Origin of the sequence: Paenibacillus sp. FSL R5-0490, from assembly GCF_001956215.1 — a bacterium.
In the GTDB taxonomy this organism is placed as follows: domain Bacteria; phylum Bacillota; class Bacilli; order Bacillales; family Cytobacillaceae; genus Cytobacillus.
On record NZ_MRTQ01000027.1, the window covers coordinates 36,800 to 63,041 of the forward strand.

A 26,242-nucleotide genomic window follows, 5' to 3' on the forward strand; every position below is an offset into this window, starting at 1 on the left:
GAGCCTTGCCTTCTTCTCTGCAATATGACTCCGGTGCTTTCAGGCATCAAAAAAGGGAAGCATTTCTTAAGAGCTCCCCCTGACAGGTATTAATAAGGATATCCAAATCCCGGTCCACAGCAAGGCCGCGGGTAATAATAAGGCGGCGGTGGCGGATATCCATAATATGGACGCGGGTAGAATAAGGCAGTGCCCAATAATCCTCCTGCTAACCCGCCTAAAAAAGGCAGACCAAAGAATCCAAAAAACCGCTGATCCTGCGGCTGGTAAGGGCCTCTATAAGGGTACATACATACATACCTCCATTTCCTCTGTATATGCCTACATTATTGTATATGCGGGGAAATGGGTTTGGCTTGGGCAAATTCACTACATTTGGAGGGGGAATGTTGAGGATATATTAAACGAAAAACAACCTTGAAAGGCACTTTGCCAATCAAGGTTACAAATAAATTACATTATATCTCAGGTATATCAATCTCTTTGCCTGGAGACTTACTAATTAAAACGTTAGGAAGGTCTGGGTTATTCTTTTTCAACTTATACTTTTGAATTTTTGTTAATTCAGGGTCAAAGGAAATGTCTTGTGATTTAAAGCCTAAGCTTAATAGTTTATTATAAATCTTCCTCAAAAAAACTTTCCATTCCTCTAATGAAGAACTTGAAATTTCATCTGAACTCTCTAACAAACGATAGCCATCTGCATAATGGAACATTAGTAAACCTGTCCCTAAATCACAAGCCTCATTTTCTAAGATGACTGTTGGTACTTCAAAACCGCTATTCCAATTATAATTGGCAGCAAAGTAATGGAGTGTTAGTGGATTATCTACTTTTTTTAACTGGCTGATTAAAATATTTTTATCTGTATTATAAAGCAACCCCACCAGATAAGTAATTTCTGAGTTAACCATCAACTAAATAAATTCTCCATACCTTTAATTTCTCTTACTCATAATTTGTAGCAGCAATAAAATCAAAAGCACCTGTTGAACTAATTTCGTTTTTATATTCAAAATTATATATTAAAATTACTGCATTATATGATTTCTTTAGGTTTATACTTTTCTGGATTTTTGGAATGACAATTTCTTCATATGAACAACCATCTAATAATGCTGAAATATCACTACTACTATTCTTATAGACAGCTTTTTCTATAGTATCCTCATCTGTTTCATCCATATCAATATTAAAGTCGATAAAGAATTGGGATGGGACAGACTCGCCATCCTCATCATACGTTAAATCAACATACTCTCCTATTAAGTCCTCATCGTTAATATTTCCTAACCAAATTGAAACCCATCCTTGTTTTTCCATTATAGTAGCCTCCTACTTTAATCTTAGACCTTGTGGTAAAGACGAAACTCCACCCTCTAACCTATAATTAGCCCAATTATTAAGTCGTCTAACAAATGTATTATAGTCGCTAGAAGTATCTATTATTGCTAACAATTCATTATGTGCTTTAGTTGAGCCTAACCCTCCATGAACACCGTTTGGATTGACAAATTTGACATCCGAAATAGCTGTTCTTAAATCTTTAATCTCTTCAGCACCAATATTCCAATACTTAAATTGAGGAGCCCTTGAAACTAAGTGCTACTCATGTAAACCTCCAGGTTCTCTAAGTTGGCGTTCAATTTTCTTTCTAATCTTTTTCTCTTTCCAAAGTTCGTCTAGTTCACTACTTGTAAGGGAATTGAAGAATTTATTAAAATTCCCACTCTTTGCAGTTGGTATATCTTCAACAGTTAATTTTGTTATATCTTTAGCATTACCCGTACCCTTACCAGCCTTCCTCCCCGGCAAGACCACATGACCCTTTTCCTCTTTCAATATCCTGACAAGCGCATCAAAGTCGGCCTTTTTGATGCTTTTCCGTATGACCTTGGTACCCTGTTTTCGGACAACAGCTGCGAGCGACAGGTATTCGAGTATTTCAAGCGGGGTTCCGTCAGCTATGGAGTCCAGTTCCCGTACTCCTCCCACGCGGTCTTTTGGAATGGAGTCGACAAATTCGTAGGCTGTTCCTTTTTCACTGTCGAATTCTCTTACGATCCGGCCATCTTCATTTAGATAGAAATTGCCGCCATCATTATGGCTGATGGTTCCATACTCATCTATGACTTTAACAGTCAGGATCTCCCGGCCGCTCAGGGAGGCGAATTCCTCCGGGCTGATTTCGTTACTGTTTAGCTCTGCTAAAGCCTTCAAGGCTCTTAACTGATAGTGGATGGTCTTTCTTTCGTAGGTACTCTGCCAGATAGACCAAATGGAATAAGCGCCGGGCTGCAGAATCTGGCCCAGGGCCGTGACGCCCAGCTCTTTAAAGAAATCCGGTGAACGCATGGAATTTCCTGCTTTATGCCTGATGCCTTCTAAAAGCTCTCCATAGACTGGGCTGGAGTGAAGCTGCTTGACAGAATAGCCGGTAATGCTGAGAATTCCACTCTGAAAGAGGCTTGAAATTTCATCGATGTATGTCTGCATCAGATGAAGATCCTGCTCAATTGGATCAAGCGCCAGTGTTTGCTGGCTGTCAAAGGTCATAAGGTTATCAACCTTATTTTGCCGGTGCAGTTCCGCCCTTCTTACATGTGCCGAAAACTCCCCATCCTGCAGGTGAGGGAGACTGACAATATCAGAAACTTTCTGCATCACCGCATTGGTCTCGTCTGTTAAGCTATTAGTGATAGATTCTGTTTTTACCAGGCCCTGTGCCGCTTCTTAAAAGCATTAAAAAACCTTGAAAGGCATTTAGCCAATCAAGATATGCGTTTTATTATGCTTTTTTAATCAAGTAGCAACTCCAAGTAATATTTATCATTTTCTTCTATTTTTCTTAAAAATTCTTCAAGAGAAGTCTCAATTTGAATATCATAATAGTAAACCGGACTTCTATTCTTTTCATTCAATTCAATTGACATTAAAGCTGATTCACTGCCTTCAAAAAATATTAGTTTGTTATTTTCAAATTCATCATAGATTTCTATGTCAGGATAAAACTCAAAATCGTTAACTCTTAATCGAAAATCTCTTACGGAATAAGGATCCATAATACGATTTATATTAATCTCTGAACCTTTAATAAACCCGTAGCCAACCTCTATATAAAAATTAACTAACTCCTTAGGAAATTTTAAATCGAGTTCCTTCTCAACCTCTTTTATTTCGTTTTCAGTTACTCGATAAAAACAATTTTCTTGATTTGCCTTCATAGGTTCGTAGCCCATTATTTTTTACCTCCTTTAAATAGCGAATTTGCTGGTGATCCTGTTCCATAAATACCAGCTTGATGCTCATTTGGGAATTTTGCAGGATGCATATTCCACCGTTCATGTTCTCCTCCAAATGTATTCTCAATTATATGATGAGCATCATACTTATCTCCTTTTTTCCTAATTATTTTACCTGTTTTTTCTGAAATAACATTTTCATTATACACAGGCCACTTTTGCCCTGTATTTTCTTCCCACTCTTTGATTACTTTATTTTTATTTTTAAATTCTACCCTATGCTTAGCTGTTTCTATTGGTGACATTTTTTTATTTTCTTTATTTCTTAAGGCTTGCTTCAACTTCTCTATTTTACCAGGCCCTGTACCGCTTATTAAAACCATTAAAAAACCTTGAAAGACATAAAGCCATTCAAGGGTCTGTTTTTACAAAACAGTTTTTTTCATTCCATAACTCAAAGATATCATCAGGCAATAGTTCGTCAGCATTCGAATATACTAAATCATCTCTATATTTTCCTTTTAATCTATTCTGCTTCACATTATAATGTAACTTTATCTCTGTAGGCATTTCTTTTCCATATTCTTTACATTTTTCATGAATTTTTTCAAGTCCAATATCTTATCATAAATCCAAAGTAAAAAACCTTGAAAGGCAGTTCATAGCCAATCAAGGTCAATTATTTTTTACTTTTTCTACCAATTAAACCTAATCCTCAATTAAATCTAAATAATATTCATTATTATTGAGAAACTTTTTAAAAAAATCCTCTAACGATTCAGCTATTTGAATATCGAAATAATATATTGGATTATTAACTAATTGTAAATCTATTGTAATATAAACACCCTCGTTTACTTCAAAAAAAATAAGTTTATCTTCATCATCAAAAAGTTCATCTAAATCTGGGTCAAATTCAAAAATACCTTCTCTTAATCTAATATCTGCTACAGCCCCTGGTCCCAATATTCTATTTATTGCATTAGCACTTTGACCTTTAATAAAACCATAACCAACTTCTAAATATAACTGTTTTAAATCATTTGGAAAACTGATATCCATTCTTTGTTCAGCTTTTAAAAGATCATCTTCAGGTACCTTATAGGTTTTATTTTCTAGCTCATTAATAAATTCAAAATCAGCCATATGCTATTTTACCTCCTTGGAAATAGTTTACCTGATGGTGCTCCCTTTCCATGTATCCCTGCTTGGTGTTCGTTAGGATATTTTGCTGGATGAATATTCCACCACTCATGAGGGCCACCAAAGTTATTCTCTATGATATGATGGGCATCATACGGTTGACCAATACTCCGAGCAACCTCTCCATTCTTATCAAGCACTTCTTCTGTATATCTTGGCCACTTTTGGTTGGTTTTTTCTTCCCATTCTGCAATCAATTTATCTTTCAAGCTCGATGTAAATTTGCTTCTATACTTAGCTGTCTCTTTTGGTGTCAATTTTTCATAGTTTTTGTTTCTCAAGGCTTCTTTTATAAGATGAATCTGCTCTTTATTAACCTTTCGTCCAGTTTTAGCCTCTATATCCCTCAGATAAGCTTTTGCTAAATCCTTATTAAGTTCATCCGTACCCTTACCAGCCTTCCTCCCCGGCAAGACCACATGACCCTTTTCCTCTTTCAATATCCTGACAAGCGCATCAAAGTCGGCCTTTTTGATGCTTTTCCGTATGACCTTGGTTCCTTGTTTTCGGACAACAGCAGCCAGCGACAGGTATTCGAGTATTTCAAGCGGGGTTCCGTCAGCTATGGAGTCCAGTTCCCGCACTCCGCCCACTTGGTCTTTTGGAATGGAGTCGACGAATTCGTAGGCTATTCCTTTTTCTCCATAGAATTCCCTGACAATCCGGCCGTCCTCGTATAGATGAAACTTTCCGCCCTGATTCTCGCTGCCGATGCCATACTCGTCTATGACATCAACAGTAAGGATTTCCCGGCCGCTCAGGGAGGCGAATTCCTCAGGGCTGATTTCGTTACTGTTTAGCTCTGCTAAAGCCTTCAAGGCTCTTAATTGATAGTGGATGGTCTTTCTTTCGTAATTACTCTGCCAGATAGCCCAGATGGAATAAGCACCGGGCGGCAGAATCTGACCCAGGGCCGTGACTCCCAGCTCTTTAAAGAATTCCGGAGAATGCATGGAATTTCCTGCTTTATGCCTGATGCCTTCTAATAGCTCTCCATAGATTGGGCTTGATTGAAGCTGCTTGACGGAATAGCCGGAAATGCTGAGATTTCCACTCTGAAAGAGGCTGGAAATTTCATTGATGTATGTCTGCATCAGATGAAGATCCTGCTCAATTGGATCAAGAGCCAGTGTTTGCGAGCTGTCAAAGGTCATAAGATCATCAACCGTATTTTTCCGGTGAAGTTCCGCTCTCCTTACATGTGCCGAAAACTCCCCATCCTGCAGGTGAGGGAGACTGACAATATCAGAAACTTTCTGCATCACCACATTGGTCTCGTCTGTTAGGCTATTGGTGATAGATTCTGTTTTTACCAGGCCCTGTGCCGCTTCTCCATCCAAAAAGCTCTGACGGATGAATCCATTGCTTGCCGGTTCGAGCATCTGAAGGGAAGAAGCTATTCCTTTTAAAGTATTTTGATAGTCTGCAAGAAAGCCTTCAAAAAATAAGAGAAAAGGAGAATGACATTCCTGGAAGAAAGCCTGAATAGCGGCTGCTCCCTCTCCCCGAAAGGAGTCCTCAAACGAAGTAATTCCTTCTACATCACGTGCAATGTTTCTTATCTGCTCTTCTAAGGAGTCGAGACTGGTGTGAAGCTCCTTCAATCCGCTATGCAACTCCCTTGCATCTAATACCTTCAGTATAAATCGCCTCCTGCCATTCGACAACTGGAATAGAGGCGCTTCAGAGAGCCCCTCACTAGAATTTTCCATAATTTATACTTTACACTAAAAATTAGAGTAATTTTATTACGAATAGGATTATTTTTACACTTTTGTATAAAACAGTAATAAATACCCATCGACATAATGTCTAAAATAAGAAAAATGTATCATTATTACATTATTTCCCTGTGATATAGTAAAATAGATTCTTTTTACCCGGTTTAATAATATGAAAATGGCAGTATATAGAGGTGAATATTCATGTCTTTAGGCTATTACTACAGTTTATTGGCGAAGAAACAAAGTGATCTGCAGAGACTGCTGGCCTGTGAGGGAGAGCTCCAAGGAAAACAGCAGGAGTTTAACCACTATCGGCATACCGTCACAAAGCCGGATCTTTCCCCTTTTACCTGGCAGGGAAAGCTGGCAGATGAATTTGAGGATATCCGGTTTGAACAAATGCTCACGAGTTATACTGACATTGAGTCAAATCAGTTTCATGAGGTGTTTTCAGCCATAAGCCGGAAGCTGCAGCAGATCCAGCAGGAAATCGATTCTATCAAACAAACAATCGCTTCCCTGGAAGCACAGCTTGCAGCAGAGAGGTCGAAGAAATAATGAGGAGGTATTGAGTATGGATACTGAGATTAAGCTAAGGATAAACGATATAGAACAAGCACTTTCTAAACTTCAATCCTCCGCTAACGGGCTCCAGCCATCCTTTGCATCCACTATTGGAGAGAATAATGTCCTTGATTTCATCAATAAATTGAACGCTTTAAATAGGCAGCTTCATCAGGTGACAGAAGCCTATAAATCCATATTGCTCCAAAATGAAGAAACAACACGGCAATCCGTACAATTCTTGGATGAATCGGATCGGCTGCTTTCCAGGGGGATACATGGAGAAACTGGCAGAAAAATTACGTAGCAGGTGGCTGTACATTACAATTAAACAAAAAAGAAGCTTCCCACAATCAGCTTATGAGAAGTCTCCATAAATATTTTCCAGTCAATTGCTTGATTTACTCATTAGGAACCTAAAATACTATACTTACGATTTCTCATTTTCAGGAATATCTCCAAGTGTTCTTTTAAGAATCCGACATAACGGTTGACCTCTTCTATCGTAGTGTAGGGAGAGATCGCGAAAAATTTATGTGCGTACACAGGCAGCTGCTTGTTTAAGTCTGCCGCTTCAACGAGTCGCTGCTTTTTTGTATTTCCAAAAAAGACAGTATCTCGTTCAGTACCAATTATTTCAGCAAACTCGTCATTAAATTGATTAATTTCCATTATTTCTTCCATAGTTAAATGTCTGTTCAATTCGTTATCCCATTCTATCTTTTCAGGGTAAAAACGGAATGTTGTAATAGGAGAAATTTCATTCGTTACTGCCACATTCGAAACTTCTCTTGTTAACATCTCTCTAAATGCAATATTGACACGGATATAATTGGCCAAAAGCTCTTGATAGCCTTCCATTCCAAATGCTAATAAAGATGCATAAATCCCTAAAGCACTTCCCATCCGTGAGCATTCCAGCGTGAAGCCTGTATGATAGCTCCCATACCCACGGTTCCCAACATAAGGCGTTTCCGCTGCATCTAAATCTACATACTTAAGATACTCTCTGTTTTTAATTAAAAATAAACTTGTGATATATGGGGTTTGTCCAAGCTTATGGAAATCAAAGACCATGCTATCTGCAAGCTTTATCTGTTTGAACTTACGCTGATAGGATCTTAAAACCTTCTTAACATTGTCTTCAAATCTCAGAGGGTTACTTTCAAAATCGTAATGGTTAAAGAAGGTATACATACCGCCCATGGCCGAGTCTGCATGGATATAAATCGGATATACGCCATGGGTACGTTCCAAGTCTTCTGCTACCCGCTTAATCCCCTCAATGTCATCAATCCCAAATGTATCAGTCGTTCCCATTGTGGCAAGTACATAAAGAGGAACACCGCCTTTGACAATAACAAGCTCCATTTTCTCTTTTAAATCATCGAGATTCATAGAATGATCAGCATTCACTTTTACCCGAATCATATTCTTCACGCCAATCCCTGCAGCTTCTACAGACTTATACAGACTATAGTGTGATAGCTCTGAACAGAAGCAATAGAGATTTTGCGGCACACCATTTTCTTTTGAAGACGGTGCATACCGTGCAATGGCAAGTCGCAAAGAATTAAAAACAGCGCCTTGTCCTCCCCAGGTTGTATACCCTGCACTAATGCTCTCATCGTATCCGATTAATTTGGATAGCATACTGGTTATCTCGATTTCTGCTGCAGCCGCTGCTGGGCCTTCCACATCCCAGAGATTGTTCCCATTGACCAGGACCATTACTAAGTTCCCGAGCATACTTGCTATATTCGGAAGGGGCGCTGCGTTTGCTACATAATTTCGATTGACGTAGCGGTGTCCTTCCGCCAATTTAAGAAGCTCCTGAATCACTTCCTCCATCGGCACACCCTTTTTCGGAACATCGGCCTTTTCGATGATACGATTATAGTAATCCTCTGTGTACTCGGGCATTTTTCCAAGTGTTAGTTTGTTGGGATCCTTTAACTCATCTATTTTCGTTAAGATTGTCTTAAAGTAAGACAATAATTTCTCTCTTTGAAGTTCATTCCCGTCCATACTGGGAAATAACTTTTGAATTTCCTTCATCCTGTACCTCCTGGATGCTTTTTCAAGAAGCAGATTTATCTAAAGATCCTATAAAAAAAGTCCACACAGGTGGACAAATCATTGCCGCATTAAGTAATATTCAGCCTTTCCGGCAACCCGGCTGCCATAGATATTCCCTGTTAAATAGAAGGAATAATGTGCTATTTATTTATTCTTTCATAAGGACTAATTCGTGCATCAAATGGAAGCTTCCCACAGGCTGCGCTTAACTGAAATAAGAACCTATATATGAATCACAGCCAGCAAGGGTAAAACTCTTTATACTGCTGCACGGACCTTTTTATCAGCAATTTGACCCTGAGCCGCCTCTGTTTCATCACCATGATTCCATGCAAATATTAATTTATTCACATCATTTGTAAGCTCAACAAGGTTCTTTGCTACCTGTACAAGTTTTTGCATTGCAGACAGTTCATCATCACTTATATCGATTAGCTCCTCAAACATTTCAACAGATTCCCGTGAGATTGAGGCAATCTCAACAATTGTTGCCATGATCTGCTGTGAAGCAGAGGATAATTCCTGTGTACTCGCAGAAGAGTTTTCATTATTTTCAGCAATAATTGTTGTAGTAGCCAGAATTTTTTTGAACATGGTCCCAACTTCTACAAGGGTGGTATTTGTATCTTTCAATTCCTCTGTTCCCTGCTGCATGGAATTTACAACTATTTCAGTTTCTTCCTGTATATTCCTTACAATGGTTGATACTTCAGAGGAAGACTGCCGTGATTGTTCGGCCAATTTCCGAACCTCATCAGCAACGACCGCAAACCCCTTGCCATGCTCCCCCGCACGGGCCGCTTCTATGGCCGCATTCAATGCTAATAAATTAATTTGTTCTGAAATTCCTGTTATCACTTTTACAATTGTGCCGATTTCATGAGATTTTTCTCCGAGTTTATTTATGGCATCAAATGTTATATTTACAGTTTGATTAAACTGATTCATCTTATCTAAGGAATCCTTTAGCTTCTCGTTTCCTTCCTGCGTCAGTTCTAAGGTAGTATTCGATTGATCTGATATCTGAAGTGATCTGCCGGATAGATTTTCGATAGCCTGTGTCATTTCTTCCATAGATGCAGCACTTTCTTCTGTTGCTGCCAATTGTTTCGTCAACCCTCTGCCTACCTCATCAATTGCCGCTCTAACAATATCTGCTTTCTCAGAAGCATATTCACCGACTTCCGTAAGGTTTTCACCTTTTTCCTGAACATCTTTTGAATATGAATAAAACTTTTCCCTTACAAGGCCGAAATAGTCGATAAGCCCATTAAATACAGCATGTTTAGAGCTTCGTTCATCAACTTTGTTTGCAATGTTGCCCGCTGATAATTCTTCCATTCCATTTAATATTTCTTTATGAATATGAAGATGGCGCTTTAACGAAAAATACCGGTAGGCCAAAAAAACCGATACTCCCATTAAGATAATAATGATGCCTAGCATAATCGCTTCCATTTTTGAAAATCCCCTTACATCTATTTAATTAAATTAAACTTCAGTTTAGTGTGTTTACATTTAAAGCTCTTTTATAAGGATATATGTACCATCCGCTACATTTTCAGGAATGCCACGCAACTTAAGGTTCTCTTGATATTTATAGACGATAAAATTTCCTTCTGTATCTTTATATTTTTTCATATTATGATATTTTTCCATTACACGTATTGATTTCGGGTTGGTTGCTTCACCTAGAACAGCCTTTAATCCTTGGGATGATGCTTTTGCGATTAATCTATTTCCTAGTTGCTGAATAATTTCTTGACGATTATGTTCAGCAATTACGCCTAACATAAAAAGGTGTAATAGTTCCCCATCTATAATGTCATGTCCATTCTGTATTTTATAATCTTCCATGAAACGTTTATCCACATCTTCCAAAACACGCAGAATTACATTCATATCATAAAAAGAACCTTCAAATATATCTTCTCCGATTATCTCAGGTGCATTTGTATCTCCCGCAAGTACACCAACAACATTATGATGAGCATCCAGTGCAACTGCGCAATATCCCTGTTCAATCGTAGAGTCTAAATAATCCTTGGTAAACTGATAGAAATCCTCATAGCCTATATTCAATTGACCTACCATTGGCTCCTGAATCCATTTCCCTGCAACCTCTACCCCTATGAATGTTCGAGCCAGACAATCTGCTGCTTTCACAATTAATTCTGGCTGATCCTTCTTTATGATTTCGTATGTATATAACTCTAGTGTTGTTTGCACTTCTTTACTCCCTTTCAAATGTAAAATAATGATTCCTTCATCATTGTCACCAACATCAGATGCCATGAGGCACTTTATCAATGAATGTACCCGAGAACTCAATTCTCTCAAGTGCATTCCTGATTTGCACCTGCGCAATTTTAGATGATGGTTTTACTACAAGAATATCCTTAAATCCCAGTGAAGAATAAAATTGCATTGTCTGTTCAAGCTGTGGAACCACCTTTGATGGGACAGGTGATTGGTGGGTCCCATCTACAACAAATGTATAACTTTGCCTTGATACCTTATTAATCGTATCCTGTAAATCTATCATATAACCTTCCGCATCCTCCTCTCTCATTAACCCATGAACCTGTACATGAACTTCCTTTGCAACCTCATTAATGGCCATTTTGTATTTTTTCTTATCTACAACTATCATCTCTGATCTCCTCTGCCTGTATTCTTCATATTTTTTTGCCTATTTAGACAGTGTCCAAAAAAAGACTATCCCCAAATTAAAAGGGATAGCCAAATAAACTGTCTTTATTATCCTTGGCAACCCGACTGTCATTACCCCAAGAGGATTTTAGACTCGTAGCTTTGCGTCCTTACCTTTCGATAAGTTTGCCTTTTTCTATTTTATTAAATAGGACTAATTTCACGATTACATTTTACTATACCATTATAGTAAACTTGCCATTTTTTGTCGATACTTGTATTTTTTATTTACAAATCCAATTTTATACAATTTGATATTAAAGAAATAAAAATGTCTCCCATAGGTTTAGTCAACTTATGAGAAGCCTCAATTAACAATCTTTATGTTAGCAAAATAGCAGCATTCCACAGAACATCGTTAGCACAAACCCCGGCCGGTAAAAACCAACTCTATGTTCTTAATTTCTAAATTAACAAGTCCCTTTTCAAAAAAGCGAAAATAACTGAGATTAATAATTTATAGAACTGATGTATTTTGTTATTCTAGTAAATATGCATATTGGGCAGTTTAGGAGTGGATTTTAACCGTGAACAAAAAAGACATTGCACAGATTCGGAAACAATTTAAGTTAAATAATGACTTACTAAAGATCTCAGATATTTTTAACGTCTATATTATGAAGGAATCAAGCGAGATATATCATTATGAGAGCCAGCCTTTTGAAATGCTGGATCAGGATCAGCAGGAGCTCTTTATGGACAACTTCAAAAAGATGCTTGGCGGCCAATTGGATGAAAAGCTCTTTGAATTAAAGTTTCAGAGGGATGCGGAAAACAGCAGTCAGCTCATCCTTCATCAAGGGCTGCTGACCAATGATGCTGAGGGCTGGACGGAACAAATGCTTCAGATTGTCGGCAAAATGCTGGGAGTCCGGCAATATGAAAAAGATATTGTTGTTACGTTCATTCGCGGAGAGTATCTAAAGCCTATGAAGCGCCGCAATCCAGAGGCCGAGGAAAGTGAACGGGATGCCGTTTATTCTCATCCCTTTATTCTCTGCAGCATCAATAACACGCAGGAACCGAAGAAAGAACTGCTTTTTGATTATGTTGAAAGGGAATTTAAATATCATTTTACCGTTGATCCGATTATCAACCTCAAGTCTCCCATTTCAGGGTTCCTATTCCCTTGCTTCACTGATCACGCGGCTGATGTCAATCACGTCCTGTATTCTGCAGGCAAGGTCCATGAGCCCGACCACCAGTTCATTGAGGACGTGTTAAACGGGGAAGAAACAATGACGGCGCAGGATGATAAAATCGTTTTTGAAGAAATTATTAAAGACGTCACAGGAGATCAGCTTAGCCCATCAACACTTTCCAGCGTATATGAAGAGATAAACCGGATGATCGTGGAAAACGAAGAGGATGAACCGCCGAAGCTGGATTCCAAAGACGTAGAACATGTTTTAAAGGTAAGCGGCATCGAAGACATTGATTCAGAAAAGGTCCAATCCGCTTATCAAAAAATCATCGATGATGACAAATATGAAATAAAAGCAAGCAGCGTCCTGCCCAAATACAATTCAAAATCAATCAAAATCAGCACAAAAGCAGCCAACATATCCATCTGCCCGCAGGATCTTAGATATGTAAGACAAATTAATTTTGACGGCAAGCGTTACCTGATGATCGAGGTGGAAGAAGATACCGTGATTGAAGGCTTTACGATGATTCCGGAAGCTTTTGGCGGGGGTCAGGATAAAGAATAAGCAGCGGCGATACCTTTCGAAATAAGTATACTATTTAAAAAAGGAATTTCCAGATAGGAATTCCTTTTTTGGCGTTATAAGCAGTTTAGGGGTTGAGACAAGGCGCCTGTCTCTATGTCTCTTTATTATCAAATACGCTATTTCTCCCAAAGCTCGACCAGTCTACCTTCAGGATCTTCAATCCAAATAAACTTTCCAAACTCACTAACCTCTTTTTCCTTAACCAGAGGTACACCAATTTGTTCTAGATGTGTAATCATCTCGTCTAGATTATGGACCTGGAAATTCAACATTACTTCTTGTTCTGTTGGAAAATAACTGTCCTTTTCTGCAAAGAAAGAAAAGATCGTCTCATTTCCTAATTGGGGGGTAATCACAGTCCCATTCCAATTATCTATTTCAATCTTCAGCACTTCACTGTACCATTTTTTCACAACATCAAGATTCTTGGTTCTCCAAAATATCCCGCCAATACCTTTTATCATTGTAACCAGCTCCTGTCTTTCTTTTTATTTTTCAATTACATTAGATATTCGAGATGTAATATTAAGCTCCTTCTTCAACTATACTGTCCTATTAGACTAAAAAGAGGCTTCCCACAAGTTTGCACAACTCATGAGAAACCTCTAATTTTAGTTGAGAAATAATAAGCCCTCTAAAATATTAAGGGGTTTGGGCGATGATTACATCATGCCGCCCATCTTTTGTGCGCTTTTCGCTTATTCAAACTTTGTTAAAGTACCTGAATACTGTACTTTCCACCAATCCTTATTTGCTCCATATTCAGTAATAGATTTTCTATAAATGGTACCATAATAACCATCGGATGTAGTAATAAAATGACTTGAAGGAGTTGACCCACTCATTTGATATTCCTGTTTTGAGTAATATCTGTATTCCATGTGGGCTCTTTGCACATTTAGAATAGATATTGATGGTTCAAAATTTGTTGTAGGTTGTTTTGCAGTTGGAATTGATGCAGCTCCTGCAGCTCCTACGATACCGAATGATAAACTTAATACGGTAATACAGCTAATAACTTTCTTTTTCATTTTTGCACCTCCAAAAATTTTTTATAACAAACTAATGGCCAATTAGTATGTAAACATTTTTTATAGTTCATCTTTTCCTTCTACATAAATAACTGTTGAACCTAATAATTCGTTATCAACATATGACTCTATTTTCCATTTCCCTTTTCTAAGCAATTTCAATTTAGCATAGAATTTCACAGCTAACTCACTACCAGGAAATTGTGGATCATCGGAAGTCAATTTCTCTATATTACTAGAAGTCAATAACTCTTTTTCCTTAGTTCTTTCATTTGTTCCAAAAATCTCTACTTCTTTTCCAATCAATTCCTCAGCTTTTTCCTGGTTTTCTATCCAAACTAACCAAGTATATGTATCTTCCTTTTCTACTTCAAAAGGCTTCTTAAATAAAGCGAATTTTTCCATCTCGCCAATTATTTCATAAGTCTTTTTATCAGAAAAACTCTCAAAACTAGCCTGTTTAATTGGCACTTGTGCTATGTTTTCAGTGCTCTTTTCCACATTTTTAACGTCTTTAGTTTCCTCATTGGAACAACCGGCAATAAATAAGGCAGCTAAAAGAGTATACAATAATTTCTTCATATTAAATTCTCCTCATCTCTATTCAATTAAATACTTATTAAACGCCCTTCAGATTTTAGAAATATCCTTTTCTGCACTTATTTTTCATGGCTAGTTACTTTCTACTAAAATTAAACAACATATGGAAAAATAGTGTAATTGATAAGAATAAAGACCTATTGTAATTCTGACAGTCTTTAATTTATATTTCGCTCATTTACGATAAAAAATATAACTATAAGCATACTTTTTACAAATAACCCCACTTCACTATACATAGGTTAAGCAATAAATAATCCTATAATTATTTTTATCTTAGGGCATATCTAATAATTAGAGAAAATCTGGAGAAGGTCTAAGAATCTTCCCGTTTTCAGAAGTAAGGATTACTTTCTTTAAATAGTAAAATAGAACCGTAAAACCATTTAAACGCAGCTGGGGAGTTATGGGGAACTACAAAGTAATATATAAAGATAAAGTTTATTAAGTGATTTATGTATATAAATCTGGTTATTGAGAGATTAGAGACCTTGACACAAAGCAAATTGAACTTGTCAATGTAAAGGATATTCAAGTAATTTTCGATAAAAATGCCCCTCTCGAGTGAGAAGGGCATTTTCAGTTTATTTCTATTTTGTTTTAAACCAGATCGTTTGTTCATTTCTTATTTGCCAGATAATTAATGGGTCATTATCATTTTCGTCAAGAAGTAAAACTACCCATTCTTCTGTTTTTGTGTCTGCCCCCGGTCCAGGTTCGAAGTTCCTCACCCTAACCCCTGATGTAGCTTTAACTATCTCTGCTGTTTTATGTGAATCTGTTATTGTTTCCACAAGTTTAATTTCATATAGTGTTTTCCCATACCACCAGTCATCATAAGTAACATTCCAACTTTCACCTATGTTTGAAGAGTAGCTTTGAGAGCCATATGGATTATTAATACACTGAGCTGCTCTTAACTTTGTTTTGTTCGGTGTTTACTACTTAAGCTTAGTATCTCGATTAACATAGTATCCACCACCAACACTTAAAGCAGAACAAGAATAAGTTAGCAAACCGACTTATGAATCCAGATTATCACGATGCCAATTTCATTTTCTGCAAAGAGAAAGCAAACTGATTTATTCAAAAGAACACTATCGTTCGAATGTAAAGGATATTAAGAAGACTTCTATTGAGAAGCATGCCACTCCAAATCTCTTTCGCATACACATGTTACAGAAAAAAGAAAAAGAATGCTGCCGAAAGGATTAAAAGACCATTTCAGCAACATTCTTCATATCACAAAATCGCAGATAATGTGAACGAAATGTGATTTTTTACTGATTGAAGGCTACCTCTGTAGCCCTCAATCCTTGGTATATCAACGTTTATGGGCAATGATTACATCATGCCGCCCATTCCACCCATGCCGCCCATGTCAGGCATTGCAGGGCCAGCATTTTCTTCCGGCTTGTCAGCAACAACTGCTTCAGTTGTTAAGAACATAGCTGCAACTGATCCAGCGTTTTGAAGAGCTGAACGAGTTACTTTAGTTGGGTCAACGATACCAGCTTCGATCATGTTTACCCACTCGCCAGTAGCTGCGTTGAAGCCTGTTCCAACTGCTTCGCGCTTTAAGCGGTCAACAATAACTGAACCTTCAAGGCCAGCATTGTGAGCAATTGTGCGTACAGGCTCTTCCATCGCACGAAGTACGATGTTGATACCTGTTGCTTCATCGCCTTCAGCCTGGATAGAAGCCACTTTGTTGTATACGTTTAGAAGGGCAACACCACCACCGGAAACAATTCCTTCTTCTACAGCTGCACGTGTAGAGTTAAGGGCGTCTTCGATGCGTAGCTTGCGCTCTTTCAATTCAGTTTCAGTAGCAGCACCAACTTTAACCACTGCCACACCGCCAGCTAGCTTAGCAAGGCGCTCTTGTAATTTTTCGCGGTCAAATTCAGAAGTTGTTTCTTCCATTTGAGTGCGGATCTGGTTCACACGGCCGCCGATTTGCGCGCTGTCTCCAGCACCTTCAACGATCGTCGTGTTTTCTTTAGAAACAACCACTTTAGAAGCGCGTCCTAAAGAATCGATTGTAGCAGATTTAAGGTCACGGCCTAACTCTTCAGTGATTACTTCACCGCCAGTCAGGATCGCGATATCTTCAAGCATAGCTTTACGGCGGTCACCGAAGCCAGGAGCTTTAACCGCTACTGCATTGAATGTTCCGCGAAGCTTATTTACTACTAGTGTAGCAAGTGCTTCACCTTCAACATCTTCAGCTACAAGCAATAATGGCTTGCCTTGCTGTACAACCTGCTCAAGTACAGGAAGGATTTCCTGGATGCTTGTGATCTTCTTATCAGTGATTAAGATATAAGGGTTTTCAAGAACCGCTTCCATCTTATCAGAATCTGTCACCATGTATGGAGAAGCATATCCGCGGTCGAATTGCATACCTTCTACTACATCAAGCTCAGTTGTGAATCCTTTAGATTCTTCGATTGTGATAACACCGTCGTTGCCAACGCGCTCCATTGCTTCAGCGATCAGCTGGCCAACTTCATTGTCAGCAGCAGAAATCGCAGCAACCTGTGCGATGGATTCTTTGTTTTCGATAGGTTTTGAAATAGCTTTTAACTCTTCAACAGCGGTAGAAACCGCTTTTTCAATTCCTTTGCGGATGCCCATTGGGTTAGCGCCTGCAGTTACGTTCTTAAGGCCTTCACGGATCATTGCCTGAGCAAGAACAGTTGCAGTTGTTGTACCGTCACCGGCAACATCGTTTGTTTTGCTTGCTACTTCAGCAACAAGCTTCGCACCCATGTTTTCAAAAGCATCTTCAAGTTCGATTTCCTTTGCGATTGTCACACCATCATTAGTGATTAATGGAGAACCGAATTTCTTCTCAAGAACCACGTTGCGTCCTTTAGGTCCAAGAGTTACTTTTACCGCATTTGCAAGGGAATCTACACCGCGAAGCATCGCGCGGCGGGCTTCTTCACTAAATTTAATCTCTTTAGCCATTGATAAAAACCTCCTCAAAAATTTTAGCTTTATCTTTTAATAATCTTCGTCTGATCGGCGCTTAGCCAATTACAGCAAGAATGTCATTTTCACGTAAAATTAAATATTCTTTGCCTTCATACTTCACTTCAGTACCAGCATATTTTGAGAAGATGATACGGTCGCCGTCAGCAACTTCAAGTGCAACACGCTCACCATTTTCAAGAACGCGGCCAGTTCCCACAGCTACAACTTTGCCTTCTTGAGGCTTCTCTTTAGCAGTGTCCGGCAGTACGATGCCGCTTGCAGTTTTTTCTTCAGTTTCAACAAGCTCGATAATGATTCGATCACCTAGTGGCTTTAACAAGTGAAACAACCTCCTCAAATAATATGTAAATATTTTTATTTATTAGCACTCTCTCTATTTGAGTGCTAACACAATTATTATATTAATGAATCTCATTTCTATTTGCAAGGGTGAAGCTTAAATTTTTTATAAAAAAATTCATTCGCGCATGCACGCTATATTTCGACACAAGTCATCTTTACCATAGTATTTTCCTGCTTGGGTGTGCTGATATTTGAAACCCGCTCCTTATAAAGAGTACAATGACTTTAGGACTTGTTTTCCAACACTCAGATTAAGGAGTAAAACATTTTGAAAAAGGAATACTGGATTATATTAATCGCCTATATTGCCATGCAGCTTTCAAGCTTATTTGGCGTTCCGCTCGTTTTATTAGCTGCCGATGCCCTGGGACAGAATCCGGAGAATATGCAGATTCTGGCTGTTGCCTATTGGCTCGTGATCAGTTTCACGATAACGCTGATCATTACACTTCTATTACTAAGGAAAGAAATGAAACGGGGACTGGATAGGGATGCCTCTTCTATAGCAGGCTCAGTGGGCTGGGCTATTGGAGGCATATTTTTGGCCCTGATCGCTCAAGCTACTGCTGCAAGCATCGAAAACCTGATCGGCATTGAAATGGGATCTGAAAATACACAGCAGATTATCCGGATAATTGAAGCATCGCCAATCGTCATTTTAATCAGTTCCGTCATCGGGCCCATCCTTGAGGAGATCGTCTTTAGAAAAGTTATTTTCGGCTCTCTTCACAAGCGCTTCAACTTCTTCCTTTCGGCCCTGATCAGCTCGGTCATTTTTGCACTTGCCCATTTTGAGCCTGAACATGTACTGTTATACTCAGCAATGGGATTCACCTTTGCCTTCTTATATGTCAAGACAAAGCGGATCATCGTGCCGATTTTTGCCCATGTGGCGATGAACACCTTTGTTGCGGTTGTCCAGCTGAATCAGGATAATATGCAAAAGTGGTTAAAGGAAATGGAAAACATGCAGAGCTTTATCAGCTTTTTCTAGCATAGCGAAATGCTGTGGAGTTTTAAAATTACTGGGGGATTATCATGAGAAGTACACCTTTGTTTTCAGGCTTTATTTACATCCTTCTCGGATGCCTTTTCACCTTTATAGCCATCCAGAATACCCAGCGGGAAGAAAGCTGGGGATTCTTTACTTATTTTCTGATGCTAATTGCCACATTTGATTTTGGCACCGGTCTCCGCTTGATTGGTCAGCATTTTAAAACGAAAAAATGAGCCCGCAATAGGCTCATTTTTTTTTACACTTCTTCAGGATAATTTTTCAGAAAATAAACCAGTGACTGCAATTCCACTGCCAGATCGATATGGTGAATCCGAATCGAGGACGGTACAGTGAGCCTCGCAGGTGTAAAGTTAAGGATTCCTTTTATTTTCGCATTCACCATCCGATCGGTAATCGTCTGGGCAGGCGGTGCAGGCACTGTTAGAATCGCCACCTGAATATTATTTTTAACAATCACTTCTTCAAGGTCATCCATATGATGGACCGGCACATCACCGATTTTCGTGCCAACCTTACTCTCATCCACATCAAATGCCACTTCTATTTTTGTATTATTATTTTTAAGAAAATTATAGTTAAGAAAGGCCGTTCCTAAATTCCCTACCCCAACCAAAGCAACTTTCGTAAGCTCGTCCTGGTCAAGAGTCTTCCGAAAGAAGCCCAGCAGGTAGTTCACATTATAACCATATCCCTTTTTCCCCAACGCACCGAAGTACGAAAAGTCACGGCGAATCGTGGCAGAATCCACTTTAACCGCCTCACTCAATTCTGCTGATGAGACTCTTTGTTTGCCGGAGGAATGAAGGTTCTTTAGGAAGCGGTAATATAAAGGCAGCCGTTTAGCTGTTGCCTGCGGTATCTTAATTGGTTCATTGGCCATTCGTCCATCCCCATTTCTTATGATGAATTAATTTCGTTTAAAATCTCCGTTTTTGCCTCCAGTTTTCTCTATTAAAAAGGTTGGCCCAATTACCATTCCTTTATCTACAGCCTTGCACATATCATAAACGGTCAGCGCACAGACAGAAGCAGCTGTTAACGCTTCCATTTCCACACCCGTATTTCCTTTTGTTTTAACAGAAGCCGTAATGATGAGGACGTACTCTTCCTCTTCTGCTTTCCATGAAAATGAAATGTCCACACCCTTTAGCGGCAGCGGATGGCACATCGGAATAATGTCCCAAGTTTTCTTGCTCGCCATAATGCCTGCAGTTTGTGCAACAGCGAGTACATCCCCTTTTTTCATGGAGTTGGAAGTGATCTTCTCGTATATCTCCTGATTCACCGTAATACTTGACTGAGCGATGGCCGTCCTTGACGTCTCAGGCTTATCGCTGACATCCACCATTTTTGCCCTGCCCTCTTGATTAAAATGAGTAAAATCCGCCATTAAAAACACCTCTCTTCAAAATCATACACTATTTTTCCGTTACTTTGTATGTGCTTTGTAAGGTTCTTCACATATTTATTTACCTTTTTTTATGATTTAATGCCCTTCATGCGTGCTTATAGTCCTGTCTCCTTTATTGCCGAACATATATGAATGAGTTACACTTACTCTATACCCGAGGTGAAAGAACATGATACTATTACAAGTCAATCAGCTGGCAAAAAGTTTTGGCGCTGATCCCATTTTAACGAATATAAAGCTTGAAGTACAAACCAGGGACCGGATTGCCCTTGTAGGGCGCAATGGAGCAGGAAAATCCACCCTTTTAAAAATAATTGCCGGACACATGGCATATGATTCCGGTGAGATTATAAAGCCAAAGGAAGTAACCATTGGATATCTTGCACAAAATACCGGCCTGGAATCGGAATTATCCATTTGGGATGAAATGCTGACTGTTTTCAGTCATTTGCAGAAGCAGGAAAAACAGCTCCGCAGCCTTGAAGAGCAAATGGCAAATCCTGATATCCTTAATAATTCTGATGCCTACGAACGCGTATTGAAAGATTACGACAAACTTCAGGTTGATTTCAAAGAAAATGGCGGCTATCAATATGAAGCAGATATCCGCTCCATTCTCCATGGACTCAATTTCAGCTCATTAGGCTATGATACTAAAATTTCGTCATTGAGCGGCGGACAGCGAACAAGGCTGGCCCTTGGTAAACTTCTGCTCACAAAGCCTGATATTTTAATTCTGGATGAGCCTACCAACCACCTTGATATTGAAACATTATCTTGGCTCGAACAATACCTGCAGGGATACAGCGGTGCTATTCTAATCGTATCACATGACCGGTACTTCCTTGATAAGGTCGTTTCCCAGGTTTACGAGATTTCCCGCCACCAAATAAGAAAGTACCCCGGAAACTATAGTTCCTATTTGGATCAAAAAGCGGCTAATTTTGAAAAAGAAATGAAGCAATTCGAGAAACAGCAGGAAGAAATCGCTAAGCTGCAGGACTTCATTCAGCGAAACCTCGCCCGGGCCTCCACAACCAAAAGGGCACAAAGCCGCAGAAAGCAGCTGGCCAGAATGGATGTTATGGACAGGCCTCTAGGAGACGAGAAATCAGCTTCTTTTGGGTTTGACATCGAGCGGCAGTCGGGCAATGAGGTTTTAAATATACATTCTTTAGCTATAGGCTACGATGAAAAAGTGAGCGAAAATATTTCAATGCGGCTGGCAAGAGGCGACAGCATTGCACTTGTAGGACCAAATGGAATCGGCAAATCCACATTGCTTAAAACCATCATTAAAAAAATCCCTTCTTTTGCAGGGGAGATTCAGTACGGTTCCAATGTGACAATTGGCTACTATGACCAGGAACAGGCAGAGCTCACAAGCAACAAAAGAGTCCTGAACGAATTATGGGATGAATACCCGCTGAAACCGGAAAAAGAGATCAGGACCATACTTGGGAACTTTCTCTTCTCCGGTGATGATGTTCTTAAAACCGTTTCAACACTGAGCGGCGGTGAAAAGGCCCGGCTCGCACTTGCAAAGCTTATGATGCAGAAATCCAATTTCTTAATCCTGGACGAGCCTACAAACCACTTGGACCTGGACAGCAAGGAAATTCTTGAAAATGCATTGATCGATTATCCCGGTACCATTCTCTTCGTCTCTCATGACCGCTATTTTATCAACAGAATTACAACAAAAGTAGTTGAACTTTCTGGAAGCGGGGCAACAGAATATCTTGGCGATTATGATTATTATGTAGAAAAAAAGCAGGAGCAGGAGGAATTGCTTGCACTTAATGAGCAAGTTGACACCACCGCATCGCAGCCTGTTAAGCAGGATAAAAATAATTATCAGCTGGATAAAGAAGCTAAAAAGCTCGAACGTCAGCGGAAAAGAAGAATGGAAGAAATTGAAGAACAAATAGAAGCCTTAGAAACAGTAATAGATGCTAATGATCAGCTTCTCTGTGATCCGAATGTTTATCAGGACCATGAAAAGGTGATGGAAATTACGAATGAGACGGATGAAGCAAAAGCAAAGCTGGAAGAATTGATGGAAGAATGGACGCTTTTAGCTGAAGAGGATTAAAGAAATATTCATAACTTTTAGACTGGTAGAATAGTCACTGCCAGTCTTTTTTATTATCCACAGAGATAATCACAAGAAAAACACAGTTATACGTACTCTCCACAGACTTTTCCACATTATCCACAATTTAAATTGATTTTATCCACATTATCAACATAAAATTCTGAAACAAACGATATTATCCACAGAAAAAGTCCCCTGTACTGTCGGGGACTTTTTCCTAAATTATTTATTATTGTGGATAGTAATGTCCAAACCGGGATTTGCATTTAAATCCAGACCGGCGAATTGTCCTTTATCAAACAGGACACTCCCTGCTGCCGCTATCATCGCTGCATTATCTGTACATAAAGATAATGGCGGAATAATAAGCTTTATATCCGCTCTATTTCCAAACTTCTTTTCCAAAGAAGCCCGAAGACCTTTATTCGCCGCAACTCCGCCTGCGAGCAGCAGCTGCTTCACCTGATACTCTTCAACTGCTCTTTCTGTTTTCGTTACCAGGACGTCAATAACACTATCCTGGAAGCTCGCCGCCAGATCCTCCGGTACTATTTTCTCTCCACGCTGTTCAGCGTTGTGGACAGTGTTGATAACCGCTGATTTTAAGCCGCTGAAGCTGAAATCGTATGAACCTTCTTCCAGCCAGGCTCTTGGGAGCTGAATAGTCGGATTCCCTTCATGTGCGAGTCTGTCAATGTGAGGACCTCCCGGATATGGCAGATTTAAGGTCCGGGCAACTTTATCATATGCCTCGCCTGCAGCATCATCCCTTGTCTCGCCAATCACTTCGAAATGGCCATGCTCCTTCATATAGACCAGTTCTGTATGTCCGCCAGAGACTACCAGGGAAAGTAACGGGAATTCCATTTCTTCCACCAGTCTGTTTGCATAAATATGGCCAGCAATATGATGCACGCCTACCAGCGGGATGCCGTGAGCAAACGCTACTGCTTTTGCGGCATTAACCCCGATCAGAAGCGCACCTACAAGGCCAGGTCCTTCCGTTACAGCAATTGCTGAAAGATCAGAATATGTGATGCCTGCCTTATATAATGCTTCTTCCAGTACGATTGTTATCTGTTCAACATGATGACGGGAAGCTATTTCGGGAACTACTCCGCCAAAACGTTTATGGCTTTCAATTTGGGATGCAACGATATTGGCTGCAATTTCACGTCCATTCTTAATGATGGCTACAGCCGTTTCGTCACAGCTCGTTTCAATCCCCATAATCCATTGATCTTTTTTCATTATAAATTCACCCACATTACTAAAGCATCTTCTTGATTATCAGTGTAGTAGTTCTTCCTGATGGCTCCGTTTTGAAAACCAAGCTTTCGGTATAAGGACTGAGCCGTGAAGTTGGATACCCTTACTTCCAGAGTCATTGTAATGGCTCCCTTTTCACTCGCAAGCTCCATTAGCTGCCTCATCAAAGCTTCTCCAAGTTTTCTCCCGCGGTATTCAGGGAGCAGCGCAACATTTGTGATATGAGCCTCATCCACGACTATCCATGCTCCACAATATCCTATTACTTTATCTTCTTCTTCTAAAACAACATACAAAGCAAACTGATTATGTGTTAATTCGTTAAAAAAGGCCTCCCTGCTCCAGGGTGTTGCAAAGGATTTGTGTTCGATCTCCAAAACATCATCAATATCCTCTTCATTCATCAAACGGAAAGTTAAGGATTTATTCATACGTCCGCTTCCTCATCTATAACTTTTTTTCCTTGTTTGCTTTTATCCAATTAGCTTCAGCTTCCGCAATCCTAATGTAATTAGGTACAAAAGAATGGACATCCTCAGCCTCGCGGTCTCGTCCTAATAAAGCAAGTTCGGCCGGCCTTGGGTTATGTTCTGCAGATGAAGCAAACACTGCCCGCTCATTAAGGAATTCTGCGAATACATCTTTATGTAAGGGCAAATCATTCCCAATGAAAAGAACGTTTTCCTGCTGTTCTGAAAGCATGGCTGCCCAATCTTTTGAAAGCAGGAGCTGGTCTTTGACAACCGATACTAACTGTCCATCCCTATACTGATACAGGCCGGTATATATTTGCCCTCTCCGTGCATCAAATATGGGAGAAATGACTCCATTAAAGTATCTGCCAGCCGAGGCTGCATAAACTTCAAGACTTGATACCCCAATAAGCGGCTTATTTAAAGTCCATGCCAGCGTTTTTGCAATCGTGACCCCGATACGCACTCCTGTATACGAACCAGGTCCTTTCGCCACAACAATTTTATCTAATTCAGCTGGCTTAACACCGCAATCTTTCATTAAAATATCAATAGCCGGCATAACCCGGACAGAATGATTCTTTTTTACATTTGTAATATATTCGCCTATAACCTGATCGCCATCCAGAAGAGCTACTCCCAGAGGGTAATTGGATGTATCTATGGCCAAAACCTTCATGACATAATCTCCTTACACAATTCCTCATATCTTCTGCCCTGAGGTTCCAGGACAAGCCTTCTTGAGTCATGATCATCAAGATATAAATAAATCGTCAGTAACTCTTCGGGCAGCTGTTCTTTAACAAGATGAGCCCATTCTACAACTGTGACCCCATTGCCATCAAAATATTCATCAAACCCCAAATCCTCAAAGGAATCTTCAACTCTATATACATCCATATGATAAAGGGGCAATCTTCCGTGGTATTCTTTAATAATCGTAAAAGTAGGGCTATTTACATTACGTGTTATATTAAGCCCTTTGGCCAGACCCTTGGTGAAGGTCGTTTTCCCTGCACCCAAATCGCCTTCCAAAGCAAGGACATCCCCCGGCTGAAGCAGGCTGCCAAGCTTTTCTGAAAACCCCATCGTATCCTCTGGCTTCTTTGAGATAAACTCAAATTGACTCATATGTTTCAACACCTTTTATGATCTAATCTATAAACGAAAGGCTCTTTTCGTATAAATTGTTGTTTTTGGCCTATTAATGTTGTCCGGTGATTTCCGCTCCAGGCTGCTCAGCGAACCGCGGGGCGGGCGGTGAGCCTCCTCGACGCTTTGCGTCTGCGGGGTCTCACCTGTCCCGCTACTCCTGCAGGAGTCTCGCACCTTCCGCTCCAATCAACTCAGTAAATAAGATACAAAAAGCAACAAACTTTGCGAAAATAGCCAAACGAAAAGAAAAAGTACAAACGCCTTATCACCCACGCCGCCTCAGGACAGTTGGAGATAGGGTAGACAGTTCTCGAAATTCAAAGAACTGAATTCTAAGATTACAAAAAAACCTTAGGATAAATCCTAAGGAGAATAGTCTATATGTAGTTTACCTTATTTTGCAGCAATGGGCAAAGTAAGCTATTTTCATTATTAACATCATATATACTTAGGTTAAAAAGGCATAAAAAAAGACGAAACCAAGTTTCGTTTTATCTTTTAGAGCTATAAAATGGCGGTCCGGACGGGACTCGAACCCGCGACCTCCTGCGTGACAGGCAGGCATTCTAACCAACTGAACTACCG

28 protein-coding genes, 2 pseudogenes and 1 riboswitch are annotated in these 26,242 nt (G+C 39.6%); of the genes and pseudogenes, 6 read left to right on the forward strand and 24 right to left on the reverse strand.

Translation table 11 applies throughout. The annotated features are described in order from the left end of the window. Positions 1–89 precede the first annotated feature (89 nt). The 8 genes and pseudogenes from BK139_RS19615 to BK139_RS19655 form a co-directional block, all read right to left on the reverse strand. On the reverse strand, positions 90–290 hold the full coding sequence (locus tag BK139_RS19615; RefSeq protein WP_076262170.1) for a hypothetical protein: 201 nt from the start codon (positions 288–290) through the stop codon (positions 90–92). Between the two features lie 168 nt (positions 291–458). Beyond that, on the reverse strand, positions 459–914 hold the full coding sequence (locus BK139_RS19620) for a DUF4274 domain-containing protein (protein WP_076262227.1): 456 nt from the start codon (positions 912–914) through the stop codon (positions 459–461). Positions 915–948: 34 nt separating this feature from the next. Then, positions 949–1,323, reverse strand: a complete 375-nt coding sequence (locus tag BK139_RS19625) for an immunity 22 family protein (protein ID WP_076262172.1) — start codon at positions 1,321–1,323, stop codon at positions 949–951. 282 nt (positions 1,324–1,605) lie between these two features. Continuing rightward, positions 1,606–2,721, reverse strand: a pseudogene (locus BK139_RS24460) (T7SS effector LXG polymorphic toxin); the annotation flags it as partial. Positions 2,722–2,798: 77 nt separating this feature from the next. Then, positions 2,799–3,239: an SMI1/KNR4 family protein gene (locus BK139_RS19635; RefSeq protein WP_076262174.1), complete on the reverse strand. Its 441-nt coding sequence runs from the start codon at positions 3,237–3,239 to the stop codon at positions 2,799–2,801. Continuing rightward, positions 3,239–3,595 (reverse strand): annotated as a pseudogene (locus tag BK139_RS19640) (LXG family T7SS effector ribonuclease toxin YxiD); the annotation flags it as partial. The gene BK139_RS19635 and the pseudogene BK139_RS19640, both read right to left, overlap by 1 nt. A 355-nt stretch (positions 3,596–3,950) precedes the next feature. Further along, entirely contained in the window at positions 3,951–4,388 is a 438-nt protein-coding gene (locus tag BK139_RS19650; protein WP_076262176.1) for an SMI1/KNR4 family protein, read from the reverse strand. 8 nt (positions 4,389–4,396) lie between these two features. Beyond that, entirely contained in the window at positions 4,397–6,157 is a 1,761-nt protein-coding gene (locus BK139_RS19655) for a ribonuclease YeeF family protein (RefSeq protein ID WP_286149059.1), read from the reverse strand. Positions 6,158–6,370: 213 nt separating this feature from the next. Here BK139_RS19655 and BK139_RS19660 point away from each other — a divergent pair, with 213 nt between their 5' ends. Together BK139_RS19660 and BK139_RS19665 are read left to right on the forward strand one after the other, a co-directional pair. Beyond that, positions 6,371–6,727: a YwqH-like family protein gene (locus BK139_RS19660; protein ID WP_076262178.1), complete on the forward strand. Its 357-nt coding sequence runs from the start codon at positions 6,371–6,373 to the stop codon at positions 6,725–6,727. A gap of 16 nt (positions 6,728–6,743) precedes the next feature. Further along, the gene (locus BK139_RS19665) at positions 6,744–7,040 is read left to right on the forward strand and encodes a YwqI/YxiC family protein (protein ID WP_076262180.1); all 297 of its coding nucleotides are present in this window, start codon (positions 6,744–6,746) and stop codon (positions 7,038–7,040) included. Positions 7,041–7,141: 101 nt separating this feature from the next. Here the strand turns inward: BK139_RS19665 and BK139_RS19670 are convergent, their stop codons facing one another. The 4 genes from BK139_RS19670 to BK139_RS19685 all read right to left on the reverse strand — a co-directional run bounded on the left by BK139_RS19670 (position 7,142) and on the right by BK139_RS19685 (position 11,465). Next, the gene (locus BK139_RS19670; RefSeq protein ID WP_076262182.1) at positions 7,142–8,791 is read right to left on the reverse strand and encodes a pyridoxal phosphate-dependent decarboxylase family protein; all 1,650 of its coding nucleotides are present in this window, start codon (positions 8,789–8,791) and stop codon (positions 7,142–7,144) included. 279 nt (positions 8,792–9,070) lie between these two features. Then, positions 9,071–10,270: a methyl-accepting chemotaxis protein gene (locus BK139_RS19675; protein WP_076262184.1), complete on the reverse strand. Its 1,200-nt coding sequence runs from the start codon at positions 10,268–10,270 to the stop codon at positions 9,071–9,073. A gap of 60 nt (positions 10,271–10,330) precedes the next feature. Further along, positions 10,331–11,107 (reverse strand): hypothetical protein, encoded by a 777-nt coding sequence (locus BK139_RS19680; protein ID WP_286149060.1) that lies wholly within the window; start codon positions 11,105–11,107, stop codon positions 10,331–10,333. Beyond that, entirely contained in the window at positions 11,097–11,465 is a 369-nt protein-coding gene (locus tag BK139_RS19685) for a hypothetical protein (RefSeq protein ID WP_076262186.1), read from the reverse strand. The genes BK139_RS19680 and BK139_RS19685 overlap by 11 nt, the downstream gene beginning before the upstream one ends. Before the next feature lie 112 nt (positions 11,466–11,577). Further along, positions 11,578–11,665, reverse strand: a riboswitch (cyclic di-GMP riboswitch). A 386-nt stretch (positions 11,666–12,051) separates the two neighbouring features. On the opposite strand from BK139_RS19685, the gene BK139_RS19690 reads away from it, so the two are divergent. Beyond that, positions 12,052–13,236, forward strand: a complete 1,185-nt coding sequence (locus BK139_RS19690) for a DUF4317 domain-containing protein (protein ID WP_076262188.1) — start codon at positions 12,052–12,054, stop codon at positions 13,234–13,236. A 137-nt stretch (positions 13,237–13,373) separates the two neighbouring features. Here the strand turns inward: BK139_RS19690 and BK139_RS19695 are convergent, their stop codons facing one another. The 6 genes from BK139_RS19695 to groES all read right to left on the reverse strand — a co-directional run bounded on the left by BK139_RS19695 (position 13,374) and on the right by groES (position 18,210). Next, positions 13,374–13,721, reverse strand: a complete 348-nt coding sequence (locus BK139_RS19695) for a VOC family protein (protein ID WP_076262190.1) — start codon at positions 13,719–13,721, stop codon at positions 13,374–13,376. A gap of 234 nt (positions 13,722–13,955) precedes the next feature. Further along, entirely contained in the window at positions 13,956–14,288 is a 333-nt protein-coding gene (locus BK139_RS19700; RefSeq protein ID WP_076262193.1) for a hypothetical protein, read from the reverse strand. A 60-nt stretch (positions 14,289–14,348) separates the two neighbouring features. Next, a complete protein-coding gene (locus BK139_RS19705) occupies positions 14,349–14,870 on the reverse strand; it encodes a hypothetical protein (protein WP_076262196.1) in 522 nt (173 codons plus the stop codon). 608 nt (positions 14,871–15,478) lie between these two features. Continuing rightward, positions 15,479–15,682, reverse strand: a complete 204-nt coding sequence (locus tag BK139_RS19710) for a hypothetical protein (protein WP_076262199.1) — start codon at positions 15,680–15,682, stop codon at positions 15,479–15,481. A 550-nt stretch (positions 15,683–16,232) separates the two neighbouring features. Further along, positions 16,233–17,864 carry a chaperonin GroEL gene (groL, locus tag BK139_RS19715; RefSeq protein ID WP_048010891.1) on the reverse strand — a complete coding sequence of 544 codons (1,632 nt, stop codon included), beginning with the start codon at positions 17,862–17,864 and terminating at the stop codon, positions 16,233–16,235. A gap of 61 nt (positions 17,865–17,925) precedes the next feature. Beyond that, positions 17,926–18,210 carry a co-chaperone GroES gene (gene groES / locus BK139_RS19720; protein ID WP_009336289.1) on the reverse strand — a complete coding sequence of 95 codons (285 nt, stop codon included), beginning with the start codon at positions 18,208–18,210 and terminating at the stop codon, positions 17,926–17,928. Between the two features lie 291 nt (positions 18,211–18,501). Between groES and BK139_RS19725 the strand changes: the two genes are divergently transcribed. Then, positions 18,502–19,227: a CPBP family intramembrane glutamic endopeptidase gene (locus BK139_RS19725; protein WP_076262201.1), complete on the forward strand. Its 726-nt coding sequence runs from the start codon at positions 18,502–18,504 to the stop codon at positions 19,225–19,227. 44 nt (positions 19,228–19,271) lie between these two features. Then, positions 19,272–19,463 (forward strand): YdiK family protein, encoded by a 192-nt coding sequence (locus BK139_RS19730; RefSeq protein ID WP_076262204.1) that lies wholly within the window; start codon positions 19,272–19,274, stop codon positions 19,461–19,463. 23 nt (positions 19,464–19,486) lie between these two features. Here the strand turns inward: BK139_RS19730 and BK139_RS19735 are convergent, their stop codons facing one another. Continuing rightward, positions 19,487–20,131, reverse strand: coding sequence for a redox-sensing transcriptional repressor Rex (locus BK139_RS19735; RefSeq protein ID WP_061794079.1), 645 nt, complete (start codon positions 20,129–20,131; stop codon positions 19,487–19,489). Positions 20,132–20,158: 27 nt separating this feature from the next. Then, complete coding sequence (gene moaC, locus BK139_RS19740; protein ID WP_076262206.1) at positions 20,159–20,641, reverse strand: cyclic pyranopterin monophosphate synthase MoaC; 483 nt, start codon at positions 20,639–20,641, stop codon at positions 20,159–20,161. 190 nt (positions 20,642–20,831) lie between these two features. Here moaC and BK139_RS19745 point away from each other — a divergent pair, with 190 nt between their 5' ends. Continuing rightward, positions 20,832–22,757, forward strand: coding sequence for an ABC transporter ATP-binding protein (locus BK139_RS19745; RefSeq protein ID WP_076262209.1), 1,926 nt, complete (start codon positions 20,832–20,834; stop codon positions 22,755–22,757). 225 nt (positions 22,758–22,982) lie between these two features. Here the strand turns inward: BK139_RS19745 and tsaD are convergent, their stop codons facing one another. Genes tsaD through tsaE form a run of 4 tightly spaced genes read right to left on the reverse strand, consistent with a single transcriptional unit; the run spans position 22,983 to position 25,633 of the window. Then, positions 22,983–24,011 carry a tRNA (adenosine(37)-N6)-threonylcarbamoyltransferase complex transferase subunit TsaD gene (gene tsaD, locus BK139_RS19750; RefSeq protein ID WP_076262212.1) on the reverse strand — a complete coding sequence of 343 codons (1,029 nt, stop codon included), beginning with the start codon at positions 24,009–24,011 and terminating at the stop codon, positions 22,983–22,985. Continuing rightward, on the reverse strand, positions 24,011–24,460 hold the full coding sequence (rimI, locus tag BK139_RS19755) for a ribosomal protein S18-alanine N-acetyltransferase (protein ID WP_076262215.1): 450 nt from the start codon (positions 24,458–24,460) through the stop codon (positions 24,011–24,013). Before rimI ends, tsaD begins: the two co-directional genes overlap by 1 nt. 16 nt (positions 24,461–24,476) lie before the next feature. Next, positions 24,477–25,181 carry a tRNA (adenosine(37)-N6)-threonylcarbamoyltransferase complex dimerization subunit type 1 TsaB gene (gene tsaB / locus BK139_RS19760; RefSeq protein ID WP_076262218.1) on the reverse strand — a complete coding sequence of 235 codons (705 nt, stop codon included), beginning with the start codon at positions 25,179–25,181 and terminating at the stop codon, positions 24,477–24,479. Then, positions 25,178–25,633, reverse strand: a complete 456-nt coding sequence (gene tsaE / locus BK139_RS19765; protein ID WP_076262221.1) for a tRNA (adenosine(37)-N6)-threonylcarbamoyltransferase complex ATPase subunit type 1 TsaE — start codon at positions 25,631–25,633, stop codon at positions 25,178–25,180. The genes tsaB and tsaE overlap by 4 nt, the downstream gene beginning before the upstream one ends. Positions 25,634–26,242: the final 609 nt, after the last annotated feature.

Bases quoted from the DNA above. Each gene is read 5' to 3' on its own strand.
- tsaD (WP_076262212.1), bottom strand. From the start codon at position 24,011: ATGAAAAAAGATCAATGGATTATGGGGATTGAAACGAGCTGTGACGAA.
- BK139_RS19635 (WP_076262174.1), bottom strand. From the start codon at position 3,239: ATGGGCTACGAACCTATGAAGGCAAATCAAGAAAATTGTTTTTATCGA.
- BK139_RS19650 (WP_076262176.1), bottom strand. From the start codon at position 4,388: ATGGCTGATTTTGAATTTATTAATGAGCTAGAAAATAAAACCTATAAG.
- BK139_RS19675 (WP_076262184.1), bottom strand. From the start codon at position 10,270: ATGGAAGCGATTATGCTAGGCATCATTATTATCTTAATGGGAGTATCG.
- BK139_RS19705 (WP_076262196.1), bottom strand. From the start codon at position 14,870: ATGAAGAAATTATTGTATACTCTTTTAGCTGCCTTATTTATTGCCGGT.
- rimI (WP_076262215.1), bottom strand. From the start codon at position 24,460: ATGAATAAATCCTTAACTTTCCGTTTGATGAATGAAGAGGATATTGAT.
- BK139_RS19700 (WP_076262193.1), bottom strand. From the start codon at position 14,288: ATGAAAAAGAAAGTTATTAGCTGTATTACCGTATTAAGTTTATCATTC.
- BK139_RS19625 (WP_076262172.1), bottom strand. From the start codon at position 1,323: ATGGAAAAACAAGGATGGGTTTCAATTTGGTTAGGAAATATTAACGAT.
- BK139_RS19670 (WP_076262182.1), bottom strand. From the start codon at position 8,791: ATGAAGGAAATTCAAAAGTTATTTCCCAGTATGGACGGGAATGAACTT.
- BK139_RS19660 (WP_076262178.1), top strand. From the start codon at position 6,371: ATGTCTTTAGGCTATTACTACAGTTTATTGGCGAAGAAACAAAGTGAT.
- BK139_RS19620 (WP_076262227.1), bottom strand. From the start codon at position 914: ATGGTTAACTCAGAAATTACTTATCTGGTGGGGTTGCTTTATAATACA.
- BK139_RS19730 (WP_076262204.1), top strand. From the start codon at position 19,272: ATGAGAAGTACACCTTTGTTTTCAGGCTTTATTTACATCCTTCTCGGA.
- BK139_RS19655 (WP_286149059.1), bottom strand. From the start codon at position 6,157: ATGGAAAATTCTAGTGAGGGGCTCTCTGAAGCGCCTCTATTCCAGTTG.
- groL (WP_048010891.1), bottom strand. From the start codon at position 17,864: ATGGCTAAAGAGATTAAATTTAGTGAAGAAGCCCGCCGCGCGATGCTT.
- BK139_RS19665 (WP_076262180.1), top strand. From the start codon at position 6,744: ATGGATACTGAGATTAAGCTAAGGATAAACGATATAGAACAAGCACTT.
- BK139_RS19745 (WP_076262209.1), top strand. From the start codon at position 20,832: ATGATACTATTACAAGTCAATCAGCTGGCAAAAAGTTTTGGCGCTGAT.
- BK139_RS19615 (WP_076262170.1), bottom strand. From the start codon at position 290: ATGTACCCTTATAGAGGCCCTTACCAGCCGCAGGATCAGCGGTTTTTT.
- BK139_RS19685 (WP_076262186.1), bottom strand. From the start codon at position 11,465: ATGATAGTTGTAGATAAGAAAAAATACAAAATGGCCATTAATGAGGTT.
- BK139_RS19695 (WP_076262190.1), bottom strand. From the start codon at position 13,721: ATGATAAAAGGTATTGGCGGGATATTTTGGAGAACCAAGAATCTTGAT.
- tsaE (WP_076262221.1), bottom strand. From the start codon at position 25,633: ATGAGTCAATTTGAGTTTATCTCAAAGAAGCCAGAGGATACGATGGGG.
- moaC (WP_076262206.1), bottom strand. From the start codon at position 20,641: ATGGCGGATTTTACTCATTTTAATCAAGAGGGCAGGGCAAAAATGGTG.
- tsaB (WP_076262218.1), bottom strand. From the start codon at position 25,181: ATGAAGGTTTTGGCCATAGATACATCCAATTACCCTCTGGGAGTAGCT.
- BK139_RS19680 (WP_286149060.1), bottom strand. From the start codon at position 11,107: ATGGCATCTGATGTTGGTGACAATGATGAAGGAATCATTATTTTACAT.
- BK139_RS19735 (WP_061794079.1), bottom strand. From the start codon at position 20,131: ATGGCCAATGAACCAATTAAGATACCGCAGGCAACAGCTAAACGGCTG.